General features: G+C 71.5%; 25 protein-coding genes. 18 read left to right on the top strand and 7 right to left on the bottom strand.

Annotation, left to right across the window (positions count from 1 at the left end; translation table 11 throughout):
* Nucleotides 1-17: 17 nt before the first annotated feature.
* Nucleotides 18-503 (bottom strand): glutathione peroxidase, encoded by a 486-nt coding sequence (locus LQK89_RS15445; RefSeq protein ID WP_058743048.1) that lies wholly within the window; start codon nt 501-503, stop codon nt 18-20.
* Between the two features lie 70 nt (nt 504-573).
* Here LQK89_RS15445 and glmS point away from each other — a divergent pair, with 70 nt between their 5' ends.
* The 5 genes from glmS to tsaE are packed head-to-tail and all read left to right on the top strand — an operon-like array spanning nt 574 to nt 5,656.
* Nucleotides 574-2,421 (top strand): glutamine--fructose-6-phosphate transaminase (isomerizing), encoded by a 1,848-nt coding sequence (glmS, locus tag LQK89_RS15440; protein ID WP_231049630.1) that lies wholly within the window; start codon nt 574-576, stop codon nt 2,419-2,421.
* 7 nt (nt 2,422-2,428) lie between these two features.
* Nucleotides 2,429-2,809, top strand: coding sequence for a holo-ACP synthase (locus LQK89_RS15435; RefSeq protein WP_058743050.1), 381 nt, complete (start codon nt 2,429-2,431; stop codon nt 2,807-2,809).
* Entirely contained in the window at nt 2,806-3,909 is a 1,104-nt protein-coding gene (alr, locus tag LQK89_RS15430; protein ID WP_231049629.1) for an alanine racemase, read from the top strand. The genes LQK89_RS15435 and alr (LQK89_RS15430) overlap by 4 nt, the downstream gene beginning before the upstream one ends.
* Nucleotides 3,906-5,105 carry an alanine racemase gene (alr, locus tag LQK89_RS15425; RefSeq protein ID WP_231049628.1) on the top strand — a complete coding sequence of 400 codons (1,200 nt, stop codon included), beginning with the start codon at nt 3,906-3,908 and terminating at the stop codon, nt 5,103-5,105. The genes alr (LQK89_RS15430) and alr (LQK89_RS15425) overlap by 4 nt, the downstream gene beginning before the upstream one ends.
* Complete coding sequence (gene tsaE / locus LQK89_RS15420) at nt 5,102-5,656, top strand: tRNA (adenosine(37)-N6)-threonylcarbamoyltransferase complex ATPase subunit type 1 TsaE (protein WP_231049627.1); 555 nt, start codon at nt 5,102-5,104, stop codon at nt 5,654-5,656. Before alr (LQK89_RS15425) ends, tsaE begins: the two co-directional genes overlap by 4 nt.
* A 21-nt stretch (nt 5,657-5,677) precedes the next feature.
* Here tsaE and LQK89_RS15415 read toward each other — a convergent pair whose 3' ends face one another.
* A complete protein-coding gene (locus LQK89_RS15415) occupies nt 5,678-6,427 on the bottom strand; it encodes a glycoside hydrolase family 16 protein (RefSeq protein ID WP_231049626.1) in 750 nt (249 codons plus the stop codon).
* Between the two features lie 186 nt (nt 6,428-6,613).
* Between LQK89_RS15415 and tsaB the strand changes: the two genes are divergently transcribed.
* From tsaB to LQK89_RS18070, 4 genes are all read left to right on the top strand, one after another.
* The gene (gene tsaB, locus LQK89_RS15410; protein WP_231049625.1) at nt 6,614-7,240 is read left to right on the top strand and encodes a tRNA (adenosine(37)-N6)-threonylcarbamoyltransferase complex dimerization subunit type 1 TsaB; all 627 of its coding nucleotides are present in this window, start codon (nt 6,614-6,616) and stop codon (nt 7,238-7,240) included.
* On the top strand, nt 7,237-7,785 hold the full coding sequence (gene rimI, locus LQK89_RS15405) for a ribosomal protein S18-alanine N-acetyltransferase (RefSeq protein WP_231049624.1): 549 nt from the start codon (nt 7,237-7,239) through the stop codon (nt 7,783-7,785). Before tsaB ends, rimI begins: the two co-directional genes overlap by 4 nt.
* Before the next feature lie 16 nt (nt 7,786-7,801).
* Nucleotides 7,802-8,890, top strand: a complete 1,089-nt coding sequence (gene tsaD / locus LQK89_RS15400; protein WP_442874069.1) for a tRNA (adenosine(37)-N6)-threonylcarbamoyltransferase complex transferase subunit TsaD — start codon at nt 7,802-7,804, stop codon at nt 8,888-8,890.
* Between the two features lie 116 nt (nt 8,891-9,006).
* Complete coding sequence (locus tag LQK89_RS18070; protein WP_269145904.1) at nt 9,007-9,723, top strand: DUF4190 domain-containing protein; 717 nt, start codon at nt 9,007-9,009, stop codon at nt 9,721-9,723.
* Between the two features lie 68 nt (nt 9,724-9,791).
* On the opposite strand, the gene LQK89_RS15385 is transcribed toward LQK89_RS18070, so the two are convergent.
* Nucleotides 9,792-10,994: a class I SAM-dependent methyltransferase gene (locus tag LQK89_RS15385; RefSeq protein ID WP_231049622.1), complete on the bottom strand. Its 1,203-nt coding sequence runs from the start codon at nt 10,992-10,994 to the stop codon at nt 9,792-9,794.
* A 158-nt stretch (nt 10,995-11,152) separates the two neighbouring features.
* On the opposite strand from LQK89_RS15385, the gene groES reads away from it, so the two are divergent.
* Nucleotides 11,153-11,449: a co-chaperone GroES gene (gene groES, locus LQK89_RS15380; protein ID WP_058743061.1), complete on the top strand. Its 297-nt coding sequence runs from the start codon at nt 11,153-11,155 to the stop codon at nt 11,447-11,449.
* Between the two features lie 148 nt (nt 11,450-11,597).
* The gene (gene rarD / locus LQK89_RS15375) at nt 11,598-12,560 is read left to right on the top strand and encodes an EamA family transporter RarD (RefSeq protein ID WP_231049621.1); all 963 of its coding nucleotides are present in this window, start codon (nt 11,598-11,600) and stop codon (nt 12,558-12,560) included.
* Nucleotides 12,561-12,670: 110 nt separating this feature from the next.
* On the opposite strand, the gene LQK89_RS15370 is transcribed toward rarD, so the two are convergent.
* The 3 genes from LQK89_RS15370 to guaB all read right to left on the bottom strand — a co-directional run bounded on the left by LQK89_RS15370 (nt 12,671) and on the right by guaB (nt 16,861).
* Nucleotides 12,671-14,005: an ABC transporter substrate-binding protein gene (locus tag LQK89_RS15370; protein WP_141863117.1), complete on the bottom strand. Its 1,335-nt coding sequence runs from the start codon at nt 14,003-14,005 to the stop codon at nt 12,671-12,673.
* A 304-nt stretch (nt 14,006-14,309) separates the two neighbouring features.
* Nucleotides 14,310-15,179, bottom strand: coding sequence for a hypothetical protein (locus tag LQK89_RS15365; protein ID WP_231049620.1), 870 nt, complete (start codon nt 15,177-15,179; stop codon nt 14,310-14,312).
* Nucleotides 15,180-15,358: 179 nt separating this feature from the next.
* Nucleotides 15,359-16,861 (bottom strand): IMP dehydrogenase, encoded by a 1,503-nt coding sequence (gene guaB, locus LQK89_RS15360; RefSeq protein ID WP_175326920.1) that lies wholly within the window; start codon nt 16,859-16,861, stop codon nt 15,359-15,361.
* A 330-nt stretch (nt 16,862-17,191) separates the two neighbouring features.
* On the opposite strand from guaB, the gene LQK89_RS15355 reads away from it, so the two are divergent.
* The 7 genes from LQK89_RS15355 (at nt 17,192) to LQK89_RS15325 (ending at nt 24,972) form a co-directional block, all read left to right on the top strand.
* Nucleotides 17,192-18,721, top strand: coding sequence for a branched-chain amino acid ABC transporter permease (locus LQK89_RS15355; protein WP_231049619.1), 1,530 nt, complete (start codon nt 17,192-17,194; stop codon nt 18,719-18,721).
* A 12-nt stretch (nt 18,722-18,733) separates the two neighbouring features.
* A complete protein-coding gene (locus tag LQK89_RS15350) occupies nt 18,734-19,720 on the top strand; it encodes a branched-chain amino acid ABC transporter permease (protein ID WP_058741288.1) in 987 nt (328 codons plus the stop codon).
* Entirely contained in the window at nt 19,713-20,600 is an 888-nt protein-coding gene (locus LQK89_RS15345; protein WP_231049618.1) for an ABC transporter ATP-binding protein, read from the top strand. The genes LQK89_RS15350 and LQK89_RS15345 overlap by 8 nt, the downstream gene beginning before the upstream one ends.
* Entirely contained in the window at nt 20,597-21,403 is an 807-nt protein-coding gene (locus tag LQK89_RS15340; protein WP_058741286.1) for an ABC transporter ATP-binding protein, read from the top strand. The genes LQK89_RS15345 and LQK89_RS15340 overlap by 4 nt, the downstream gene beginning before the upstream one ends.
* A gap of 192 nt (nt 21,404-21,595) precedes the next feature.
* Nucleotides 21,596-21,802, top strand: coding sequence for a hypothetical protein (locus tag LQK89_RS15335; RefSeq protein WP_152999442.1), 207 nt, complete (start codon nt 21,596-21,598; stop codon nt 21,800-21,802).
* Between the two features lie 9 nt (nt 21,803-21,811).
* Complete coding sequence (locus LQK89_RS15330; RefSeq protein WP_058741284.1) at nt 21,812-22,933, top strand: GuaB3 family IMP dehydrogenase-related protein; 1,122 nt, start codon at nt 21,812-21,814, stop codon at nt 22,931-22,933.
* Between the two features lie 116 nt (nt 22,934-23,049).
* Entirely contained in the window at nt 23,050-24,972 is a 1,923-nt protein-coding gene (locus LQK89_RS15325; protein WP_231049617.1) for a glycerol-3-phosphate dehydrogenase/oxidase, read from the top strand.
* A 55-nt stretch (nt 24,973-25,027) separates the two neighbouring features.
* Here the strand turns inward: LQK89_RS15325 and LQK89_RS15320 are convergent, their stop codons facing one another.
* On the bottom strand, nt 25,028-25,534 hold the full coding sequence (locus LQK89_RS15320; RefSeq protein ID WP_141863113.1) for a hypothetical protein: 507 nt from the start codon (nt 25,532-25,534) through the stop codon (nt 25,028-25,030).
* Between the last annotated feature and the right edge of the window lie 4 nt (nt 25,535-25,538).

The following is a 25,538-nucleotide window of genomic DNA, read 5'->3' as shown; positions in this document are numbered from 1 at the left end:
CGGGCGGACCGAGCCCGTCAGGCGGGCAGGGCCGCCTCGATGGCGGCGACGACCTCGGGGGCGTCCGGCTTCGTCGTGGGACGGAACCGGGTGACCGTGCCGTCCGGCGCGACCAGGAACTTCTCGAAGTTCCAGCTGACCCGGCCGGCCTTGCCGGACGCGTCGGGGGTCTCCTTGAGCGCCTGGTAGAGCGGGTGTGCGCCCTTGCCGTTCACCTTGACCTTCTCGGACATCGGGAACGTGACGCCCCAGGTCGTGGAACAGTACTCGTCGATCGCCTCGGACGAGCCGAGCTCCTGCAGGAACTGGTTGCTCGGGAAGCCGAGCACCGTGAAGCCGCGCGGCCCGTACTGCCGCTGCAGTGCCTCGAGCTGTTCGTACTGCGGTGCGAGCCCGCAGCGGGACGCGACGTTCACCACGAGCACGGCCTTGTCCGCGAACTGCCCGAACGTGGTCTGCTCACCGTGCAGCGTCGTGATCGCGATGTCGTCGAAACGTCCCATGGTCCAAACGGTATCCCCAGTCCTGCGAGCGTGCAGGGTTGCTCCCCAGGCAGACCGTAGGATCGGTCGCATGTGTGGAATCGTGGGCTACGTCGGTACCAAGAGCAGCCAGGAGGTCCTCCTCGGCGGTCTCCGTCGTCTCGAGTACCGCGGCTACGACTCGGCCGGGATCGCGGTCGTCGACGGGTCGCACGACCTGGCCTCCGCGAAGAAGGCCGGCAAGCTGCAGGCCCTCGTCGACGAGCTCGCCGAGCACCCGATCGCGGACGGCGGCACGGGCATCGGGCACACCCGCTGGGCGACGCACGGCGGCCCGACCGACGGCAACGCGCACCCGCACCTGGCGGACGGCGGCAAGCTCGCGCTCATCCACAACGGCATCATCGAGAACTTCGCCCCGCTGAAGGACGAGCTCCTGGCCGAGGGCGTCACGTTCACGAGCGAGACCGACACCGAGGTCGCCGCGCATCTGGTCGGCCGGGCGTACCGCGAGACCGGTGACCTGACCTCCGCCATGCAGCAGGTCGTGCAGCGGCTCGAGGGTGCGTTCACGCTCCTCGTCGTGCACGCCGACCAGCCCGGCGTCGTCGTCGGTGCCCGCCGGAACTCGCCGCTCGTGGTGGGGCTGGGCGACGGCGAGAACTTCATGGGCTCGGACGTCGCGGCGTTCGTCGCGTACACGCAGCGTGCCCTCGCGATCGGCCAGGACGAGATCGCCACGATCCGTCCGGAGGGCGTCGAGGTCGTGCACTTCGACGGCACCCCGGCCGCCCCGGAGGAGTTCGAGGTCAGCTGGGACGCCTCGGCCGCCGACAAGGGCGGCTGGTCATCCTTCATGGCGAAGGAGATCAGCGAGGAGCCCGAGGCCGTCGCGAAGACGATCCTCGGCCGCGTGCACGACGGCGCGGTGACGCTCACCGACCTCGACCCGATCGCGGACCGCCTGGCCACCGTCGACCGCGTCATCGTCATCGCCTGCGGCACCGCCGCCTACGCCGGCATCCTCGGCAAGTACGCCATCGAGCAGTGGGCCCGCGTCCCGGTCGAGGTCGAGCTCGCCCACGAGTTCCGGTACCGCGACCCGGTCCTCGACGAGCGCACCCTCGTCGTCTCGATCAGCCAGTCCGGCGAGACCATGGACACGCTCATGGCCGTGAAGTACGCGCGGGAGCAGGGCGCGCAGGTCCTGTCGATCTGCAACACCCAGGGCGCCACCATCCCGCGTGAGTCCGACGCGGTGATCTACACGCACGCCGGGCCCGAGGTCGCAGTGGCCTCGACGAAGGCGTTCATCGCCCAGGGCGTCGCGCTCTACCTGCTCGGGCTGCACCTGGCGACCCTGCGCGGCACGCTGACGGCCGAGCAGATCGCGGAGCAGGTCGCCGAGCTCGAGGGGCTCGCGCCGAAGCTGCAGCAGACCATCGACGACGCCGCCGGGGTCAGCGAGCTGGCGAAGTGGATGGCGGACACCCGCAGCGTGCTGTTCCTCGGTCGGCACGTCGGCTACCCGATCGCGCTCGAGGGTGCGCTGAAGCTCAAGGAGCTCGCGTACATCCACGCCGAGGGCTTCGCCGCCGGTGAGCTCAAGCACGGTCCGATCGCGCTGATCGAGCCCGGTCAGATCGTCTTCGTCATCGTGCCGTCCCCCCGCGACCCGCGGTCCCTGCACCCGAAGGTCGTCTCGAACATCCAGGAGATCCGCGCCCGCGGCGCCCGGGTGATCGCGATCGCCGAGGAAGGCGACGCCGCCGTGCTCCCCTTCGCGGACGAGGTCCTGCGGATCCCGCTCGCGACGCCGCTGTTCGAGCCGCTCCTCGCGGTCGCGCCGCTGCACATGTTCGGCATGGAGCTCGCCGCGGCCAAGGGCCTCGACGTCGACCAGCCGCGCAACCTCGCGAAGTCGGTCACCGTCGAGTAGTCGCACGATGATCATCGGCATCGGGGTGGACGTCGTCGACCTGGACCGGTTCGAGCGGGTGCTCGACCGGACCCCGGCGATGCGCACGCGGCTGTTCACCCCGTCGGAGCTCCTGCGCGACGGCGAACCGCGACCGAGTGCGTCGCTCGCGGCCCGGTTCGCCGCGAAGGAGGCGCTCATCAAGGCCTTCGGGTCGAGCGCCGGGCTCAGCTGGCAGGACCTCGAGGTCGTCTCCGACGACCAGCGGAACCCGTCGCTGACGCTCCGGAGCGGGGCGCAGGACGTCGCCGACCGGCGCGGGGTGTCGAGCGTGCACCTGTCGCTGTCGCACGATGGTGGGATCGCCACGGCGTTCGTGGTCATCGAAGGGGCAGGGGACAGGGTGTGAGTGCGTTCACCGGCATCACGGTCGACCGGGAGGCCTTGATCGCCAACTACGCGACGGTCGCCGAGCGGGTGGCCCCGTCCGGCGTCATCGCGGTCGTCAAGGCGAACGGCTACGGCCACGGCGCCGTCGACGCCGCCCGGGCCTTCGTGGACGCCGGCGCGGAGTGGCTCGGCGTCGCCGACCTCGACGAGGGCATCGCGCTCCGACAGGCCGGCATCGACGAGGGCGTCCGGATCCTCGCGTGGCTGCACGCCCCGGACGAGGACTTCCGCCGCGCCGCCCGGTACGACGTCACGCCCGCGGTGTCGAGCGTCGACCAGCTCGCCGCGGCCGCCGACGCCGAGGTCCCGGTCGTGCACCTCTGCGTGGACACCGGCCTGAGCCGCAACGGCGCGGTGGAGTCCGAGTGGGCCGAGCTGTTCGCGACGGCCGGTCGGATCGCCCGCGGCGGTGGCCGGACGCGGATCGAGGGCCTCATGTCGCACCTGTCGAACGCGTCCCGCGCGGACGACCTCGACCAGGACGCCGCGTTCCAGCGCGCGCTCGACGGTCTCGCCGCGAACGGCGTCGTGCCGGAGGTCGTGCACCTCGCCGCGAGCGCTGCGAGCATCGCGGTGCCGGAGACCCGACGGGACGCCGCACGGGTCGGGCTCGCGCTGTACGGGCTGAGCCCCTTCGCCGACCGCTCGTCCGCCGACCTCGGGCTCCGGCCCGCGATGCGCGTGACGGCCGCGGTGCTCCGCACGGTGCCGGTCCGTGCGGGCGAGGGCGTCAGCTACGGCTACACCTGGCGTGCCGAGCACGACACCCGCCTGGCGGTGATCGGGCTCGGGTACGCCGACGGCTTCGACCGGGCGTCCGGCGGACACGTCTCGGTGCGGATCGGCGACCGGCGGTTCCCGGTCGTCGGACGGGTCGCGATGAACGCGATGCACATCGACGTCGGAGACGCGGACGTGCAGGTCGGCGACGAGGTCGTGCTCTGGGGCGACCCGGCCGACGGCGACCCCGCGATCGAGGAGTGGGCGGACGCGATCGGCACCATCAACTACGAGGTGGCCGCACGGGTGGGCCGCAGCGTGGAACGGAGGACGACGTGAACGCGCCGCTGCGCCGGGCCCGGATCGACCTCGACGCCTACCGGTCGAACCTCGACCTGGTCCGGGAGTGGATGGACCCGGTCGAGGTCATGGCGATCATGAAGGCCGACGCGTACGGCCACGGTCTCGAGCCGATCGCGCTCGCCGCGGTGGACGCCGGGGTCCGGTGGATCGGCGTGCTCACGGTCCCCGCTGCCCTGCGCCTGCGGGCGATCGGCGTCGGCGAGGACGTCCGGCTGTTCACGTGGCAGCACGACCCGGCACTCGACTTCCGCGACGCGATCGACTCCGCGGTGGACCTCGGCGTCTCGAACGCCGCCGAACTGCAGCGGGTCGTCGACGCGGTCGACCAGCGCCCCGCGCGCGTGCACCTCGGCGTCGACACCGGGCTGCACCGCGACGGCGCGACCGCGGAGACCTGGCCCGACCTCGTCGCGCTGGCGGTCGACGCGCAGCGTGCCGGACGCATCGAGGTCGTCGCCGCGTACACGCACCTCGCCGAGTCCTCGGACGACGACGACAGCGCCGCCGTCGCATTGTTCGACGCAGCGGTCGAGCAGGCCGAGGACCTCGGGCTCGACGTCCCGATGGAGCACGTCGCCGCGTCACTCGCCGGCCTCGAACGCAAGGAGTTCCGGAAGGACATGGTCCGGATGGGGGCGAACCTGTTCGGGATGCCCGGGGCCGACGGCGTCTCCGCGGCGGACCTCGGGCTCGAGCCCGTGATGACCCTGACGGCCTCGGTCGCGAAGACCAAGCGGGTCCCGGTCGACACCGGGGTCTCCTACGACTACACGTACCGCACGACCAGTGAGACGACCCTCGCGCTCGTGCCCGTCGGCTACGCGGACGGTGTGCCACGCCGGGCGCAGGGGCGCGTCGAGGTGTCGATCGGCGGCCGCCGGTACCCGATCGCGGGCCGGGTCGCGATGGACCAGTTCCTGGTCGACGTCGGCGACGACGAGGTCCGGGTCGGCGACCCCGTCGTGCTCTTCGGGACGGGTGAGCACGGTGAGATGACGGTCCTGGAGTTCGGTGCTGCGGTCGACTCCATCGGCGAGGAGGTCACGTGCCGCATCGGCGCCCGCGTGCCCCGCGAGTACGTCGGCCACGAGGTCGAGGGCCGCGTCGGCTCGTGGCTCCGCGGCGACCACCACCACCGCGGCGACCACCAGGTGCACGGGACGCACGCGTGACCGCCGCGCCCCGGGTGCTGCTCGACACGACGGTGTCGACGACCGACGAGATGTCCGCGCTCGGCGCCCGGCTCGCCGGCGTGCTGCGCGCGGGGGACCTCGTCGTCCTGACCGGACCGCTCGGTGCCGGGAAGACCACGATGACCCGCGGCCTCGGTGCCGCGCTCGGGGCACGGGGGCAGGTGTCGAGTCCGACGTTCGTGCTCGCCAGGACCCACCCGACGACGGCCGGCCCCGACCTGGTGCACGTCGACGCCTACCGGCTCTCCGACCCGGTCGAGCTCGACGACCTCGACCTCGACTGGGACGGTTCGATCGTCGTCGTCGAGTGGGGTCGTGGGTTCGTCGACGGGATATCGGACGACGTGCTCGACGTCGAGATCGTCCGGGCGACCGGTGGCGATGCCGGATCCTCCGGCAGCCCGGGCAGAACCGGCGCATCCGGCGTCGCCGCGTCCGACGAGCCGCTCGACCCGGACGACGTCCCCGACGAGCCGCGTCGGGTGATCGTCACCGCGACCGGCCCGCGCTGGGCCGACGTCACGCTCTGACCTCGCCCGCCGCAGCCGGGCTCAGGGCTTCCAGGAGGCGATGGACACGTAGTCGATGTACAGGTGCCCGGCCTTCCCCCAGTTCCCGGTCTGGAACATGAAGCGGTGCGGCGTGGTCGGCACGTCCCGGGTGACGGTCTGCAGGACCCGACCGTCGACCGAGTAGGTGACCGAACGCCCAGGGATCCACTGCACCGAGTACGTGTGCCAGCTCCGCCAGGACACCTTGGTCGAGAGTGCCACGGCCGAGGCCTCCTTGCCGGGCGTCATCGAGTGGTGGAAGGCGTAGGGGACCTGGTCGAAGTTCCCCTCGGGGAAGTCCATCTCGCCGTCCGCCCACACGTTCGACTTCGGCCAGACGATGAACGCCGCCCCGTTCCCGTCGCCACCCGTCGCCCGCGCCCGCACGGTGAAGGTCCCACCGACGTAGTCCCAGGCGCCGCGCTGCGTCCCGAAGGTGCCGGCGGCACCGTGCTTGCCGTCGAGCGTGACGTCGAGCACGCCCTCGTGCGCGCTGACCTGCGAGCCGGACCAGTACTTGCCGTCGCCCATCCCGTCCGGGTAGGGCTGCCACGCGTTCGCGTACCGCTTCGCGAACGGACCGTTGGCGGCCGCAGGCGTGGTGAAGTCCTCGCGGAACGTCTGCGTGAACGTCCCGGTCGGCTTCGCCGGTGTCCCCGCCTGGGCGACGGACCCGGTCGTGAGCGGCGCGGCGACGAGGACCGCGGTGAGGAGGACCGTCGCGACGGACGCCCTGGTGGTGCGCTGCATGTGCTGCTCCCTCGGGCGCGGACCGTCCCTGGGCCCGCACCGCGCAGACCGACCCGAACGGCCTGCACGGTGGATTGTCGGCTTCCGAGCGTCGACTGGGAGCGGTCGGGGATGCCCCAGTGCAGGGGCAGAACGCCCGCTGTCCGCACTTCGGGTGACCGGCCGTCGGACGCCTACGATGGACGGGTGCTCCTCGCCATCGACACGTCCGCCGGTACCTCCGTCGCCGTGGTCGACCCCGCCACCGGGCGCGCGGTCGCCGAGCGCAGCACCGACGACTCCCGTCGGCACGCCGAGGTGGTCGGCCCCTTCCTGGCCGAGGTCCTGACCGAGGCCGGCATCACCGGCGCCGACGTGACGGGCGTCGTCGCCGGCACGGGGCCCGGCCCCTTCACGGGCCTCCGCGTCGGCATCGCCGCCGCCCGCACCTTCGCCGCGGCACGCGGCGTCCCCGTCCTGCCCCTCGTCAGCCACGACGCCGTGGCCGCCGACCAGTCGGCCGACGGCCCGTTCGTCGTCCTCACGGACGCGCGCCGCCGCGAGGTCTACTGGAGCGCCTACGACGAGACCGGGACGCGGGTCGCGGGTCCTGGTCTCGCGAAGCCCGCGGACCTGGACGAGGCGATCCGTGCCTCCCGTCCGGACGCGGTGGGCTGGGACCGCGTGACGGTCGCGACCATCCCGGCCTGGAGGCTCGGGGCACTCGCCGCGGACCGGCTCGCGTCCGGCGCGCCGTTCGCGGACGACACCCCGCTCTACCTTCGCGACCCCGACGTGACGATGCCGGGATCGCCCAAGCGGGTGGTCCGATGAGCGAGCTGCCCGACGGGCTGCGGTTGCGCCGGGCGGTCCCGCAGGACCTCGACGACGTGATGTGGCTCGAGCACGCCTCGTTCCCGACCGATGCCTGGTCGGCGGCGCAGATGGCCGGCGAGCTGTGGTCCCCGCACGGGTACTACGTCGTGCTCGAGACCACCGACAGCGGGGCGCCCACCGTCATCGGTTACGCGGGGCTGTCGTCGTTGGCGGGGAACCCCGTCGCGGACGTGCAGACCATCGCGGTCGCGGCCGAGCACCGGGGGAGGGGCCTCGGCAAGGTCCTCTTCACCGAACTGCTCGACGAAGCCCGCCGTCGCGACGTCCACGAGGTCTTCCTCGAGGTCCGCGCCGACAACCCGGTGGCACAGGCGATGTACACGGCCGCCGGCTTCGAGCAGATCGCCGTCCGTCCCCGCTACTACCAGCCGGACGGCGTCGACGCGTGGGTGATGCGGGCGACGCTCCCGCAGCGCCCGGCGACGACCGCATCGACCGGCATCGGACCCATCGGACAGGAGACCCTCGGTGAGCGCGACTGAACCCCTGGTGCTCGGCATCGAGACGAGCTGCGCCACGGATGACGACACTGCACCGGGGTCGGGTCCCCTGGTGCTCGGCATCGAGACGAGCTGCGACGAGACCGGAGTGGGCATCGTCCGCGGGACCACCCTGCTCGCGAACGTCATCGCGTCGAGCATGGAGGAGCACGCCCGGTACGGCGGGGTCGTCCCGGAGGTCGCGGCCCGTGCGCACCTCGAGGCGATGACCCCGACCCTGCACGAGGCGCTCCGGCGCGCGGGCGTCACGCTCGACGAGCTCGACGCCGTCGCGGTCACCGCCGGCCCGGGCCTCGCGGGTGCCCTCATGGTCGGCGTCGGTGCGGCGAAGGCCCTCGCGGTCGCCACCGGCAAGCCGCTGTACGGCGTGAACCACCTCGTCGGGCACGTCGGCGCGGACGTGCTCCGGGCCGACGACTCCGCGATCGAGCTGCCGACCGTCGCGCTCCTGGTCTCCGGCGGGCACACGTCGCTGCTGCTCGTCCGCGACCTGGTCGGCGACGTCGAGCTGCTCGGCGAGACGATCGACGACGCCGCGGGCGAGGCGTTCGACAAGGTGGCACGGCTCCTCGGGCTGCCGTACCCCGGCGGCCCGCAGATCGACCGCGCCGCTGCCGACGGCGACCCGACGGCCATCCGGTTCCCCCGGGGCCTGACGCTGCCGAAGGACATGGCGGCGCACCGCTACGACTTCTCGTTCTCCGGGCTGAAGACCGCCGTCGCACGCTGGGTCGAGAAGTGCCGCGACGAGGGTCGCGAGGTGCCGGTCGCCGACGTCGCCGCGAGCTTCCGGGAGGCCGTGGTCGACGTGCTCCTGACGAAGGCGCTCGCCGCGTGCCGGGACACCGGCGTCGACCGACTGCTGCTCGGCGGTGGCGTCGTCGCGAACGCGCGGCTGCGGGCCGTCGCCGAGGAGCGGTGCGCGGCCGCCGGGGTCGCCCTGCGCATCCCGCCGTTCGACCTGTGCACCGACAACGGCGCGATGATCGCGGCGGTCGGGGCGCGGCTCGTCGCCGAGGGGCACGCGCCGAGCGACCTCGGGTTCGCGGCGGACTCGACGCTGCCGGTGACGACCGTCCAGGTCTGACGCCCGTCCTGGTCCGACGGAGGGTCGGGCAGCCCGGGGCGCTGAACCCGCCGCGGGTCCTTGTGGGAGGATTCAGGTCGGGCGTCGACCGACCAGGCGCCGAGAGGGGTGGACCGGTGTCCGATCAGAACCAGTGGCCGAAGCCGGACGAGTCGTCGAACGCGTCGAACTCGACCGGGTCCTCGAACCCGACGTCGAGCGCGTCCGGATCCCAGGCGCCGCAGTCCGCGCCCCAGTCGGCTCCGCAGTACCCGTACTCGGCACCCGGCCAGCAGCAGAACCCGTACGGCCAGCCGCAGCAGCAGTCGAACCCGTACGCGGCACCGCACCAGCAGCAGTCGAACCCGTACGCCCAGCCGAAGCAGCAGCCTCAGCAGCAGTCGAACCCCTACCAGCAGCCGTCCGGCGGCCAGTACGGCCAGCAGCAGGGCGGCCAGTACGGTCAGCAGCCGAGCAACCCGTACGCCCAGCAGCAGCCGCAGTCGAACCCGTACGCGGCGTCCTACGCCTCCACCGGGTACCAGCCCTACGCGCAGCGCCCGAAGACGAACACCCTCGCGGTGCTCTCGATCGTGTTCGGTCTCGGGGCGATCCCGCTGTTCTTCATGGCGATCCTGCTCGGCCCCGCCGGCGCGATCCTCGGCCACATCGCCCTCGGCAAGATCAAGCAGAACGGTGAGGGCGGCCGTGCCCTCGCCCTGACCGGCATCATCGCCGGGTGGGTGATGACCGGCTTCTGGATCCTCTGGATCATCGCGCTCGTGGTCATCGCCGGTCTCGGCAACTCGTACTCCGATCCCTACGGGTACGACTCCGGCGCCTTCGTCGGCTGACGAACCCGGACGACCACGGCGACGGGCCCCGCGCAACCACGCGGGGCCCGTCCTCGTCCGTGGCGTGCTCAGCCGGCCACGTCGACGAGCCGCTCGCACAGGATCGCCGTGTGCCGTCCCTCCAGGCGGGTGAGCACGAGCGTGACCGCGCGCCGGCCCCGCAGCCGCAGCCGCTTCCGGAACTGCGCCGGGTCGACGTCCACGCCGCGCTTCTTGATCTCGACGGTGCCCACGTCCTCCGCCGCCAGGCGTGCCGCGAGCTGCTTCACGTCGAGCGGCATCGTGTCGAGCACCCGGAAGCCCTGCGCGAACGGCGTCGCCACCGCACGGTCCGAGGTCACGTACGCGATGCCCTCGGACAGCATCCGCCCGTCGAGCGACCGGGCGAGGTCCCCGATCAGCCGCGCGCGGATCACCGCGCCGTCCGGCTCGTACAGGTAGTCGCCGACGGGGCCGACCTCGACGTCCTCGGTGTCCCCGGGCGCGGTCAGCTCCGCGGTGCCGTGTGCGCCGATGACCGTCGCGGCACGTCGGATGCCCGGGCGGGCGAGGGGGCCGGACCAGAGCACGAGCTCGACGACCTCGCGGTCGACGGAGACCCACTGCGCCTCGAGCGTGTCCGGGATGAGGTCGCGGTCGATCCCCGGCCCGAGCTTGACGCCCGTCGGGGTGGTCGTCGCGGCCGCGAAGACCGTGTCGAGCGACGGCGACCAGTCGTCCGGGTCCGCCAGCCGTCGGGTGTTCGCGTGCCCGGCGGTCCGGCGAGCCGGGTCCATCCACACGCCGTCCACCCGAGCGAGGTCGAACCCGGCCGCGTCGCCGAGCTCCACCCGGGCGTTCGGCCACGGCGCGAGGTTGTGCGTCGCGACGGCCGCCGTGACCTCGTCCCGGTCGACCGCGGTGACGTCGAGGTCGAGCGCGGCCATCGCCAGCGCGTCGCCGCCGATCCCGCAGCCGAGGTCGGCGACCCGCGTGAGTCCGGCGCCGACGAAGCGTCCGGCGTGCAACGCGGCGACCTGCAGCCGGGTCGCCTGCTCGAGTCCGGCCTCGGTGAAGAGCATGCGCCCGGCGAAGTCGCCGAACTTGCCGCGCGCCCGCTGTCGGAGTCGCGCCTGGGTGAGCACGGCGGCGACGAGTCCCGGGTCGTGGCCCTCGGCGCGGAGCCGGGAGACGACGCGGACGATCTCGCCGCCGTCGGAGATGCCGGGGGTACGGTCGAGCAGGGCCATCCCCTCGGGGGTCAGCAGCTGTGCGAGATCGGCGGCGTCCACGCCTCGATCCTCCCAGGTCGCCGAGAGGGCCGGAGCCGCCTGGCACTCGGATTGACCGAGTGCCAGACTGTCCCTAGACTCGCGTTGGCACTCTCCTGTGCGTAGTGCCAACCGGTTCCCATCTGTACCGAGTCAGTACCGAGAAAGAAGAGGTCACCGTGGCCGTCACCATCAAGCCGCTCGAGGATCGCATCGTCATCCGCCAGGTCGAGGCGGAGCAGACCACTGCTTCCGGCCTGGTCATCCCGGACACCGCGAAGGAGAAGCCCCAGGAGGGCGAGGTCGTCGCCGTGGGCCCCGGTCGCATCGACGACAACGGCAACCGCGTGCCGCTCGACGTCGCCGTCGGCGACAAGGTCATCTACTCGAAGTACGGCGGCACCGAGGTCAAGTACTCGGGCGAGGACCTGCTGGTCCTCTCGGCTCGCGACGTCCTCGCGGTCATCGAGCGCTGACACCCAGCTCCTGACGAACGCCCCGCACGGCTCCGGCCGGCGGGGCGTTCGTGCGTGCGGATCGCGTCCGGCGGGCGTCCGGTGCGCCTTCCGGCCGGGAGGCACGGTGCCGGTCCGTCGCGTCGGTCCGGCTTCCTAGGATGGTTCCGTGAGTGAACCGACCCCGACGCGCCCCGCCCGCTCCGAGGCATCCGTCGGTGTCGTCCAGGCGATCGTCGCGTACGGGCTGTGGGGACTCATGCCGCTGCTCTTCGCGGCGATGGCCCCCGCCGGCGCGTTCGAGATCGTGGCGTGGCGGATCGTCTTCGGGCTGGTCTTCTGCGCCGTCGCGATCGCCGTCACCCGCTCGTGGCTCCGCACCCGCTCCCTGCTCGCCCAGCGCGGGGTGATGCTCGTGATGGGCCTCGCGGCCGTCCTCATCCTGGTCAACTGGACCGTGTACGTCGCCGCGACGACGACGGGCCACACGGTCGAGGCCGCCCTCGGGTACTTCATCAACCCGCTCGTGACGATCGCCCTCGGGATCGTGGTGCTCCGCGAACGGCTCCGTGCCGCGCAGTGGGCCGCGGTCGGCATCAGCGTCGTGGCCGTCGTCGTCATCGCGGTCGGCTACGGCCAGGTCCCGTGGATCTCACTGACGCTGGCGTTCTCGTTCGGGTTGTACGGGCTGGTGAAGAAGCGCGTCGGCGGGACGGTCGACGCGCTGAGCGGGCTGACGATCGAGACGCTCTGGCTCCTGCCGATCGCCGTGGGCGCGCTCGTCGTGCTCGGGGTCACCGGGCTCGGCGGTGGGGTGACCTTCACGAGCGAGGGCTGGCCGCACGTCCTCGTCACGGTGCTGACCGGGCCCGCGACGGCCGTGCCGCTGCTGCTCTTCGCGTCCTCGGCGCGGCGGGTGAGTCTGTCCACGCTCGGGTTGACGCAGTACCTCGCGCCGGTGATGCAGCTGCTCGTCGGGGTCGTCGTGCAGCACGAGGCGATGCCGCCGGCGCGCTGGATCGGCTTCGGGATCGTGTGGGTGGCGCTCGTCGTGCTCACGGTCGACAGCTTCGCGGCGGCTCGGGCAGCCAGGCGCCGGACGCTCGTACCCACGGCGGCCGAGCCGGTCTGACGGGACCGACCCGTGCCTCCAGGCCGGCGCCGACCGTCCGCCGGAGTGGCGGGCGCACGCAACAGTCCCCCGCGGATGATCCGCGGGGGACTGTCGTCCTTGCAGGGGTGTTACTTCGAGACCGAGCCCTGGATGGCGCTCTGGTACACGGGCTTGTTGTCACCGTCGAACTTGTAGATGCCGATGTAGGCGCTCGACGGGTCGTTGTTCTCGTCGAACGGACCGATGCCGGACGGGCCGGTGTAGTGGATGTCCTTGCCCTCGTCGAGCAGCTTCTTGCAGTCGGCGAAGGTGGTGCACTCGGTCCCGCCGTCGGCGCCGGACACCGCGGCCATGTTCTTCTGGATGGTGCCGGAGTCGGTGCCCTTGCCCTTCACCGCGGCGAGTGCGGCGAGCGTCGTGGCGTCGTAGGACTCGGCCGCGTACGAGTAGTCCGCGAGCGGCTTGCCGGCGGTCTTCTGGTAGTAGTCCGACAGGCGCTGCTTCAGCTCGTCCTTCGGGCTCGCGCCGGGGATGGTGCCCTGTGCGCCCTCGAGGGTGCCCTTGTCGAAGTCCTTCGAGTAGTCCGCGGTGTTGCCGTCGGACATGTAGATCTTCGCCATGTCCGCGTTCTGCGACTTGAGCTCGGGGATGATCGACTTCGTCTCGTCGAAGGCGAGCACGACGATGGCGTCCGGCTTCGTGGCGAGCGCCGCGGTGACCTCGGACGAGAACGTCGTCTGTCCGGGCGGGAACTCCTGGCCCTTGCCCTTGCCGCCGTAGACGACCTGGCCGCCCGAGGCCTCGATGGCCTTCTGGACGGTGTCGCGGAGACCCGTGCCGTACGTGTCGTTGAAGACCAGGAACGCGACCTTGGCGTTGCCGTCACCCGTGACGAGCTGGCCCAGCGCCGAACCCTGCACCGAGTCCGGCGGAGCGGTCCGGTAGTAGTACGACGAGTAGCCGGAGAGCGAGGTCGCCGTGTTCGCGGGCGAGATCTCCACGATGCAGTTGCTCGTCAGCTGGTCGATGACGTTGAGCGTGACGCTCGAGGACTCGGCGCCGATCGCGACCGGGACCTTGGCGTTCACGAGCTTCGTCGCCGCCGAGCTCGACACGGTCATGTCGTTGCTGTCGCCGGAGTCCGTCGCCGGGTCGATGCTGACGTCCTTGTCGAGCACGCCGCCCGCGGCGTTGATGTCCTCGACGGCCAGGCCCACACCGGATTCGGCCGGCGGGTTCAGGTACGACAGGGTGCCGGTGAGGGGCAGGATCGTGCCGATCTTGAGCGCGTCCGTGCCCGGGGTGTCCGGTGCCTTGCAGCTCGCAGCCGGGTCCTTCTTCGCGCCGCTGGCCGAGGCGGAGGAGTCGGTGCCGGCGCTGCCGGTGGTGGAACACGCGGCGAGGAGGAGCGCTGCCGCTCCCGCCACTGCCAGTGCCGTGGTGGCACGGGTGGTTCTGGTCATCCGTGGAGCCCTTTCTCTGCGCGTGAGGCGTCCGACATCGGGTCGAGTGCCGCACCTCCGCGTGGGTTGCCGAGAAAACTAGGGCCGATGTGTTTCGCGTGTGTGTCCGTCGACCTCCCCTGGACGTTTCGTTACAGACCCGTGACTAATCTGAACGGCTGCACCGGAACCCCTGATGAGGAGTCCGTCCGGACGGTTCCGCACCCTGCCGCCGAGATCGCAAAACGCAACTTGGGCGGTTTCTCGCAGCGGTACTGCGCTGCGAGAAACCGCTGAGGTTGCGTTTTGCGGGCGGGCGGGCGGGTCACGAGCCGGTCGGGAGGCCCGTGGTGCGCAGGAGCGCCTGCAGGCGTCCCGGGGTGCGCACCTCCGGCCACCCCCAGCGGACGACCTGACGGACCTCCGGTCGGAGCAGGAGCGCCTGCTCCCGGGACTTCTCACGTCGGACGGCATCGACGCCGTCGTACTTCTCGAGGCCGTCGAACTCGCCGACGACGCCGGCCCTCGGCCACCAGAAGTCGGTGCGGAAGGGCCCGAACCGCTGTTGGAGCACGGGCGGCGGGAAGCCATCCTCGTCCAGGCGCACCCGGCTCACGGACTCGCCTGGAGAATCGGCCAGCGGGTCCGCGAACCGGAGCGCCCGCCGGGCCTTGGTCATGCCCCGCGGCGTCGGCCACGCGGCGAACGCCCGCCGCAGCTCCGGGACGCCGGTCGACCCCTCGCGGAGGACGTGGTCGAGGACGGCGACGGCGTTCTCGTAGGAGGTGCTCCGCGCCAGGTCGACCACGGTGCGGACGAGGGACGTCACCCGGCGCCCGTCGACGACCGCGATCTCGGTCGACTCGAGCGGTGCAGCGTGCCGGACGACCCTGCGGCCGGAGTGCGTCGTCCCGAGCAACGAATCGGTGACGTGCGCCCGGCCGTCCGGACGATCGACGTCGGGCAGGCCCCAGAGCAGGGCAGCAGAGCGGTGCGAGACCACGCGCCACTCACCGACGGAGGTGAGCACCGCCTCCAGTTCGATGCGTGCGCGCTGCCGGACGGAGGCCGCGCGCCAGTCGGCTGCGTCGACCGCGACCCCGTGCGTCACCCGGACGAACTCGCCGCGGCGGATGCGGTGCTGCGCGTCCCGGTCGTCCGACGTCAGCAGGATGAGGCGCGGTGGAGTGTCCATCGCTCGAGCGTCGCCGTGCCGACGGCGGCGTAGGGCGCCGGGCCGCGATCTGTGGAGAGAGCTCGCTGACCCCGCAAGACGCAACGACGGCGGTTCTCGCAGCGGAATGGCGCTGCGAGAAACCGCCGAGGTTGCGTTCCGCGGGCCGAGCGGTCGAGCCGGGCCGGGCCGGGCCGGGGTCAGCCGCGGTAGTTCGGGGCCTCGACGACCATCTTGATGTCGTGGGGGTGCGACTCCTTGAGCCCCGCGGCCGTGATGCGGACGAACTTGCCGCGGGCCTTGAGCTCGGGGACGGTGCGGCCGCCGACGTAGAACATCGACTGACGCAGGCCGCCGACGAGCTGGTAGACGGCGTTCGCCACGGAGCCACGGTAGGGGACCTGGCCCTCGATGCCCTCGGGGATGAGCTTCTCGTCCGAGGGGACGTCGGCCTGGAAGTAGCGGTCCTTCGAGTACGACGTCTTCTCGCCGCGGGTCTGCAGGGCGCCGAGGGAGCCCATCCCGCGGTAGGCCTTGTACTGCTTGCCGCCGACGAACACCAGGTCGCCGGGGGACTCGTCGGTGCCGGCGAGGAGCGAGCCGAGCATCACGGTGTCCGCACCCGCGACCAGGGCCTTGGCGATGTCGCCCGAGTACTGCAGGCCGCCGTCGGCGATGACCGGCACGCCGGCCTCCCGCGCGGCGAGTGACGCCTCGTACACGGCGGTGACCTGCGGCACGCCGACACCCGCGACGACGCGCGTGGTGCAGATCGAACCAGGGCCGACGCCGACCTTGACCGCGTCGACACCGGCGTCGATGAGCGCCTGCGCACCCTGACGCGTCGCGACGTTGCCGCCGATCACGTCGATGCCGTCGAACGAGGCGTCCGCCTTCAGGCGACGGACCATGTCGAGGACGCCCTCGCTCTCGCCGTTGGCCGTGTCGACCACGAGCACGTCGACGCCCGCGTCGCGCAGGGCCTCGGCGCGCTGCCAGGCGTCACCGAAGAAGCCGATGGCCGCGCCCACCCGCAGGCGGCCCTCGTCGTCCTTCGTGGCGTCCGGGTACTTCTCGCTCTTGTCGAAGTCCTTGACGGTGATGAGTCCGCGGAGCTTGCCGTCGGCGTCCACCAGGGGGAGCTTCTCGATCTTGTGCTGCGCGAAGATCGCCACGGCGTCCTCGGGGTCGATGCCCTCGAGCGCGGTGACGAGCGGCGCCTTGGTCATGACGTCGCGGACGAGCGTGGTGGCCATCTCGAACGGGGCGACGAAGCGCATGTCCCGGTTCGTGATGATGCCGACGAGCGTGCCGTCCGACTCGACGACCGGCAGGCCGGAGACACGGAACTGGCCGCAGATCGCGTCGACGTCGGCGACGGTCGCGTCCGGGGTCGTGGTGACCGGGTTCGTGATCATGCCGGACTCGGAGCGCTTGACCTTGTCGACGTACGCCGCCTGGTCCTCGATCGACATGTTGCGGTGCAGGATGCCGATGCCGCCCTGACGAGCCATCGCGATCGCCATCCGGGCCTCGGTCACGGTGTCCATCGCGGCGGAGAGCAGCGGGACGTTGACCGAGATGCGCTTGGTGAGCCGGGACGTCGTGGACGCCTCGCTCGGGATGACGTCGGTGTGTCCCGGCAGGAGCATGACGTCGTCGTACGTGAGTCCGATGAATCCGAACGGATCCGGCTGGTCCATGGGTCCCCTTCGTGGGCGAGGTGAAGTGGTGGGCACCGGGGCGCGTCGTCGGGTTCCCGATGGGCCATGGTAACGCGCGCGGTACACGTGCCATTCCGAAGGCCCCGCCAGGCAGACCGCACAGACACGCCCGAGCCGAGCCGCGCCCGGCCGTGTCCGGGTGCGCGGGACGATTCCTGAGAATCCTGTACCGGCCGGACGGGCGGATTGGTGCGGATCGACAGGGCATCGGTCACGAAAGCAGCACGATTTGTGCAGGAGACGTGACGGAAACACGGGGGACACAAAAAATCCCTAGGGTCCTCGACTATCCGAACGAGAGGCTCATCCGTGGGTTCCATCACTCCCCCGGGGTCAGCGCTCATGCGCCGGCTCCGCCGCGGGGCTCCAGGTCGCAGTCGCCTGGTCCTCGCCGCCGTGCTCTTCCTCGCCTTCCTCGCCACCTTCGCCGTCGACTGGGCAGTGTCGCCCGCGGCGGAGGCGGCGACGAGCACCACCAGCAGCACCAGCAGCACCAGCAGCGTCACCGCCGGCAGCGTCACCGCCGGCAGCGTCACCGCCGGCAGCGTCACCGCCGGCAGCGTCACCGCCAGCAGCAGCAGCCCGGCCAGCGCCCCAGCGAGCGCCCCGGCCAGCACCGGGCCCTGCACCGTGAGCCCCACCAACGGCTGCATCCGGGGCACCATCCTCGACTCCGAGCGGAAGCCCGCGAAGGGCATCGACGTCGACGTGTCCGGCCCCGGCGGCTTCGCGCAGACCGCGTCCACCGACGACACCGGCCGCTGGTCCGTGAGCGTGACGACGGCCGGTCAGTACACGGTGAGCGTCGACCAGGGATCGCTGCCGAAGGGCCAGTACCTGACGAACGCCGCGGACGCCGACCGCAAGGTCAACGCCACGCTGAACGCCAACGTCGGGCAGATCTTCCAGCTCTCCGACCAGCAGGGCGCGACGACCGACACCGACTCGTCGAGCCTGACGTTCGCCCGGGCCTGGCAGCAGCTCGCCTCCGGCATCCGGCTCGGCCTGCTCATCGCCCTCGCGTCGGTCGGCCTCTCGCTGATCTACGGCACGACCGGCCTGTCGAGCTTCTCGCACGGCGAGCAGGTGACCCTCGGCGGTCTGCTCGCCTACGTCTTCGCGAACCAGCTCGGGTGGAACATCTGGGTGACCGGGATCGTGGTCACGCTGCTCTGCGCGGCCACCGGCTACCTGCAGGATGCTGCGATCTGGAAGCCACTGCGCCGCAAGCGGATCAGCCTGACGCAGCTCATGATCGTGACGATCGGTCTGTCGATCGCCGCCCAGTACGCGTTCCAGTACTTCTTCGGTGCCTCGACGGTCCGCATCCAGCAGGGCAACCCGGAGACGGTCACGTTCGCCGGACTCACCCTGACGGTGCAGTCCTACGTCGCGATGGCGATCGCGCTCGTCGTGCTCGTCGGAACCGGGCTCTTCCTCGCGAAGACGCGCTTCGGCCGGGCCACCCGCGCGGTCTCGGACAACCCGGCGCTCGCCGCGGCGTCCGGCATCGACGTCGACCGGGTGATCCGGTTCGTGTGGACGCTCGCCGCCGGTCTCGCGGGCCTGTCCGGCGTGATGCTCGGCCTCGTGCTGAACGGCGTGAACTGGCAGACCGGTCTCCAGCTGCTCCTGCTCATGTTCGCGTCGGTCACGCTCGGCGGCCTCGGCACCGCGTACGGCGCCCTCGTCGGCTCGATGATCATCGGCATCGTCGTCGAGCTCACCAACCTCGTGCTCCCCGGCGACTTCAAGTACGCCACGGCGCTCGTCATCCTCATCCTCATCCTGCTGTTCCGGCCGCAGGGCATCTTCGGTCGCGCCGAGCGCATCGGCTAAGGGAGCTGCGACATGGACTACATCCTGAACCTGCTCAGCTCGCTGACGCAGGAGGCCCTCGCCCCCACCACGGCGGCGTTCGCCCTGGCCGCGATCGGCCTGAACGTGCACTTCGGCCTCACCGGCCTGATCAACATGGGCCAGGCGGCGTTCCTGCTGCTCGGCGCCTACGGCTTCGCGATCTCCATCACGAACGGCCTGCCCTTCGTCGTCGCCGTGCTGGTGGCGCTCGCCGTCGCGATCGTCTTCGCGGTGATCCTCGGCATCCCGACGCTGCGGTTGCGCGGCGACTACCTGGCGATCGTGACGATCTCCGGCGCCGAGATCATCCGCATGGTCGGCCGCTCGAGCCTGCTGACCAGCACGACCGGCGGCTCGAACGGCATCGCCGGCTCGGCGTACCGCGACCCGTTCAACGCGCTCAGCCCGCTGCCCGACGGCACCACGAGCATCCTGTGGTTCACGTACTCGAACAACGGCGTCAACGGCTGGTGGATCCGCATCGCGGCCTGGGGCCTCGTCGCCCTGTTCACCCTGGTGCTCTTCCTGCTCATGCGCAGCCCGTGGGGCCGTGTCGTGAAGGCCATCCGCGAGGACGAGGACGCCGTCCGCTCCCTCGGCAAGAACGTCTACTCGTACAAGATGCAGGCGCTCGTGTTCGGTGGCGCGCTCGGTGCGGTCGCCGGGGTGATCTACGTCCTGCCGAGTTCGGTGCAGCCGGACGCGATGGGCCGGTCGATGACCTTCTTCATCTGGACGGCGCTCATCCTCGGCGGCGCGGCGACGGTCTTCGGTCCGGTCCTCGGGGCCGTGCTCTTCTTCGTGGTCCGCCTGTTCATCCGGACCCTCGCGGGGGACTTCATCCCCGACTCGATCATGAACGCCCAGCAGGCCGAGCAGTTCTCCTACGTGCTCGTCGGCGTCGCGCTCATGCTCCTCATCGTGTTCCGTCCACAGGGACTCCTCGGCAACAAGAAGGAGCTGACGTTCAGTGTCTGAGCCGTACGCCCACAGCAAGACCGACCCGATCCTCACGGTCGACACGGTCACCCGCCACTTCGGGGGCATGACCGCGGTCGACGTCGACCACCTCGAGGTGCAGCGCGGCACCATCACGGCGCTGATCGGCCCGAACGGTGCCGGGAAGACGACCTTCTTCAACCTGCTCACCGGGTTCGACAAGCCGAGCCCGGGCGCCCGCACGACGTTCGACGGCACGACCCTGCAGAAGACCAGCGCGACCCACATCGCGAACAAGGGCATGGTCCGCACGTTCCAGCTGACGAAGGCGCTGAGCCGCCTCACCGTCATGCAGAACATGCTGCTCGGCGCCCGCGACCAGCCCGGCGAGAACTTCTTCGCCGCCCTCGTCAAGCCGCTCTGGTCGAAGCGCGAGCAGGAGATCACCGCCAAGGCCGAGGACCTGCTCGCCCGGTTCAAGCTGCTCGAGAAGAAGGACGAGTACGCGGGGTCCCTCTCCGGCGGCCAGCGGAAGCTGCTCGAGATGGCCCGGGCGCTGATGTCCGACCCGACGATGATCATGCTCGACGAGCCGATGGCCGGCGTGAACCCCGCGCTGACCCAGTCGCTGCTCGGGCACATCAAGTCCCTGCGCGACGACGGCATGACCGTGCTGTTCGTGGAGCACGACATGCACATGGTCCGGCACATCTCGGACTGGGTCGTGGTGATGGCCGAGGGCAAGGTCGTCGCCGAGGGGCCGGCCGACACCGTGATGGACGACCGCGCGGTGATCGACGCGTACCTCGGTGCGCACCACGACACGGACCTGGGCGACGACGCGCTCCTCAACGAGGAGACCTACGAGGAACTCGCCGAAGAGGTCAAGGAAGAAGACGAGCAGGAGGCGACCCGATGACCGACGCAACGAACGCAGCCGACGCGAGCCGCGCCTCCAGTCCGTCTCCGGTGGCCACCCTGGACCGCGAGCCGGTCCTCAGCGCCAAGAACCTCGTCGCGGGCTACCTGCCCGGGGTCAACATCCTGAACGGCTGCGACCTGGACTGCTACCCGGGCGAGCTCATCGGCATCATCGGCCCGAACGGCGCCGGGAAGTCGACGCTCCTCAAGGCGCTGTTCGGTCTTGTGTCCATCCGCGAGGGATCGGTCACGCTGCAGGGCGAGGACATCACGAACCTCCGGGCGAACAAGCTCGTGCAGGCCGGCGTCGGCTTCGTCCCCCAGACGAACAACGTCTTCCCCTCGCTCTCCATCGAGGAGAACCTGCAGATGGGCCTGTACCTGCGCCCGAAGAAGTTCGCGGAGCGGCTCGAGGTCATCTACGACCTGTTCCCCGTCCTCGGTCAGCGTCGCACGCAGCGGGCGGGGTCCCTGTCCGGTGGTGAGCGGCAGTCCGTCGCGATGGCGCGGGCCCTGATGATGGACCCGAAGGTGCTGCTGCTCGACGAGCCCTCCGCGGGACTGTCGCCGGTGCGCCAGGACGAGACCTTCATCCGCACCCGCAGGATCAACAAGGCCGGGGTGTCGATCATCATGGTCGAGCAGAACGCGCGACGCTGTCTGCAGATCTGCGATCGTGGGTACGTGCTCGACCAGGGGCGGAACGCGTACTCGGGCACCGGGCGGGAGCTCGCCGACGACCCGAAGGTCATCGAGCTCTACCTGGGGACGCTCGCCAAGGACGTCGACGAGGCGCGCTAGCGTCACGTCGACACACGGGTACCGCTGTGGGGGTGGTACCCGTCCCGGACGGGGTCGCGCTGGCTGCTGTCGCGCCGCGCGGCCCCGTTCCACGAACCGGTCCGGTCACGCGCGCCGTCCCGGGCCGGGCGCGTGGTGCGGAACCGGCCTGGAGGCACGACCCGCCCCCGCCACTCGGCTAGCGTGACGCGGGTGCGCACCCCCGGCCCCCTCGTGCTCGACGCCCTCGTCTGGGTGGTCTTCGCCGCGCTCTTCGTCGGCGCCGCCCTGCTCGTGAAGGTCGCCGCGGTGCTCCTCGTCGTCCTCGTCGTGCTCGCGCTCCTGCTCGGGCTCGTCCTGCGGGTGCTGCGGAACCGGCGGGCCCGACGCACCCGCCCGCGGGACGGGACCGCCCGCTAGGCTTGCCCGGTGACTGAAGTCGAGATCGGTGCAGGCAAGCGCGGCCATCGGGCGTACGCGTTCGACGACATCGCGGTGGTCCCTTCGCGGCGCACCCGCGACCCGCACGACGTGAGCGTGCAGTGGTCGATCGACGCGTTCACGTTCGCGTCGCCGATCCTGTCCGCGCCGATGGACTCCGTGTCCTCGCCGGCGACGGTCATCCAGATGGGCAAGCTCGGGATCCTCGGCGTGCTCGACCTCGAGGGCCTCTGGACCCGCTACGAGGACCCGACGCCGTTCTACGAGGAGATCAAGACCCTCACCGACGGCAACGTCACCCGTCGCATGCAGGAGATCTACTCGGAGCCGGTCAAGGCCGAGCTGATCACCGCGCGCCTGGCCGAGATCCGCGCCGCCGGGGTCCCGGTCGCCGGGTCGCTCAGCCCGCAGCGCACGCAGGAGTTCTCGCAGACCGTCGTCGACGCCGGGGTCGACCTGTTCGTCATCCGCGGCACCACGGTCTCCGCCGAGCACGTCTCCCAGAACCAGGAGCCGCTCAACCTCAAGAAGTTCATCTACGAGCTCGACGTCCCGGTGATCGTCGGCGGTGCCTCGACGTACACGTCGGCGCTGCACCTCATGCGCACCGGCGCCGCGGGCGTCCTCGTCGGCTTCGGCGGCGGTGCGGCGTCGACCACCCGTGCGGCGCTCGGCATCCACGCGCCGATGGCCACCGCGGTCGCGGACGTCGCCGGTGCCCGTCGCGACTACATGGACGAGTCCGGCGGTCGGTACGTGCACGTCATCGCGGACGGCGGTCTCGACACGGCAGGCGACATCGTCAAGGCCATCGCGGTCGGCGCGGACGCGGTCATGCTCGGCACCGCCCTGGCCCGCGCGACCGAGGCCCCCGGTGGCGGCTTCCACTGGGGTGCCGAGGCGCACCACCCGGAGCTGCCCCGCGGCCGCCGGGTCGAGGTCGGCCAGATCGCCCCGCTCGAGAACGTCCTGAACGGCCCGACCCCGTCGTGGGACGGCCGCGCCAACCTGGTCGGCGCCCTGCGTCGGTCGATGGCCACCACCGGATACTCCGACGTCAAGGAGTTCCAGCGAGTAGAAGTGGTCGTGGCGCCGTACCACCAGCAGTGACGGCGGTCCCCGTGCACCTGCGCGGGTGACGTCCCGGCGCCGACCGTGCCGGGCCTGGCCCGGCGCAGCACGCGCGCGGAGGCCGGCTCCGTGCGTGGACCCGCACGGAGGCGACGATGGCGAAGGCACCCACCAGCACGAGCACCGGCACCAGCACGGGCCCCGGACCGGACGGGCGGAACGCCGCTCCCGGGCGGGGCGTGCCGTCGAGCGGCGGCGTCGGGTTCGACCCGTCCGCGAAGCTCGGGCCGGACGAACGCGCGGCGACGATCGAGGCGCTGAAGACCAAGGAGCTCGACGTCCTGGTCGTCGGCGGCGGCATCGTCGGTGGCGGCAGCGCGCTCGACGCCGTGACCCGCGGGCTGAGCGTCGGGATCGTCGAGGCCCGCGACTGGGGATCCGGCACGTCGAGCCGCTCGTCGAAGCTCGTGCACGGCGGCATCCGCTACCTCGAGCAGCTCAACTTCGCGCTCGTCCGCGAGGCCCTGATCGAGCGCGGCCTGCTCCTGCAGCGCATCGCCCCGCACCTGGTGAAGCCGGTCCGCTTCCTGTACCCGCTCAACCACCGCGTGTGGGAGCGCTTCTACATCGGCATCGGCATGGCGATGTACGACGTCTTCAGCTGGTCCGGCGGCCGTCCCCCGGGGGTCCCGCACCACCGGCACCTCAGCCGCAAGCAGGTCCTCCGGAACATGCCCGGACTGAGGAAGGACGCTTTCATCGGCGGCATGACCTACTACGACGCGCAGGTCGACGACGCCCGCTACGTCGCGTCGCTCGTCCGGACCGCCGCCTCGTACGGGGCGCTCGCGGCCAGCCGGGTCCGGATCGAGGGGTTCATCAAGGTCGGGGAGCGGGTCGTCGGGGCGCACGCGCACGACATCCAGACGGGCGAGAAGTTCGACATCCGGGCGAAGCAGGTCGTCAACGCCACGGGCGTCTGGACCGACGACACCCAGGCGATGATCGGTACGCGCGGGCAGTTCAAGGTGCGGGCGTCGAAGGGCGTGCACCTGGTGATCCCGCGGGACCGCTTCCAGTCGAACACCGGCATGATCCTGCGCACCGAGAAGAGCGTGCTGTTCGTCATCCCGTGGGGCCGGCACTGGCTCGTCGGCACGACGGACACCGACTGGAACCTCGACAAGGCCCACCCGGCGGCCACCGCGGCGGACATCGACTACATCCTCGAGCACGTCAACAAGGTGCTCGCGGTCCCGCTCACCCGCGAGGACGTCGAGGGCGTCTACGCCGGGCTCCGGCCGCTCCTGGCGGGGGAGTCCGACCAGACCTCGCAGCTCAGCCGCGAGCACGTCGTCGCGCACACCGTCCCCGGGCTCGTCGTCGTGGCCGGCGGCAAGTGGACGACCTACCGCGTGATGGGCAAGGACGCCATCGACGAGGCCGTCGCCGCGATGGACGGCAAGATCCCGGCGTCGACGACCGAGGACATCCCGCTCGTCGGTGCCGAGGGCTACCCGGCGGCCTGGAACCGCCGCGGCCGCACCGCCCGGTCGTACGGGCTGCACAAGGTCCGCATCGAGCACCTGCTCAACCGGTACGGCACGCTCGCGACCGAGGTCCTGGCGCTCGTGAAGCAGGACCCGTCCCTCGGTGAGCCGCTGCCCCAGGCCGACGACTACATCGGCGCCGAGGTGGTCTACGCGGCCTCGCACGAGGGTGCCCTGCACCTGGAGGACGTCCTCGCCCGCCGCACCCGCATCTCGATCGAGGCCTGGGACCGCGGCGAGTCGGCGGCGCCGGTCGCGGCGAAGCTCATGGCCGACGTCCTCGGCTGGGACCAGGAGACGACCGAGAACGAGGTCGCGAACTACCTGAAGCGCGTCGCCGCGGAGCGCGAGTCGCAGCTGCAGCCCGACGACGAGTCCGCGGACCGCGTGCGGCTCGAGGCGCCGGACATCGCGTTCGGGTTCGACGAGGACGACGTGGTCGTCGGCGGCGGCCGGTCGAGCGGCGCCGAGGGCGCGAAGGCGTCGGACGAGCAGGCCGTCGGTGAGAAGACGAGCGAACCCAAGTAAGCACGAGACGGACGGGAGGCACGTGGCGGGCCCGCCACGCGCCTCCCGTCCGTCGTCAGCCTGCGGTCCGCGACCGGCGCGCGGTCCGCACCGCCGTCGCGACGAGCACCACCGGGATGCCCGCCAGCGCGACCAGGCTGACGGTGAAGAGCACCTGCCCGGACCACGCGTGCACCGCGCCGGAGACCCCGAACGCGTCGGCGACGTCCATCCCCAGGAAGAACCCGCTCTGGAACACGGCCGCTGCACCGAACGCGAGCAGCGCGAGGTGGCAGACCGCGACGACCGGGAGCGGCATGCGCTGCCGGAGCCCCACGACCGCGACGCCGACCGCCATCGCGACCCCGGTGCCCGCGCTCACGAGCACGCCCACGACGTCCTGGGTCGTGCTGAGCCCGATCGCGTCGACGCCCGCGTAGATCGAGCGGAGCGACCGACCCGGGACGGCGGCGAGCGGATCGAGCACCAGGGCGTGCACCGCGAGCAGTGCCGCGTACCCGATCACGAGCACCATCCCGCCGACGGCCGTCACCCGCGTCCACGCCGTCCGAGTCCACCCCATCCCC

Source organism: Curtobacterium sp. C1 (assembly GCF_021049325.1).
GTDB classification, from domain to species: domain Bacteria; phylum Actinomycetota; class Actinomycetes; order Actinomycetales; family Microbacteriaceae; genus Curtobacterium; species Curtobacterium citreum.
Note: the sequence above shows the minus strand (reverse complement) of the source record. Positions and strands in the feature narration are given on the sequence as shown.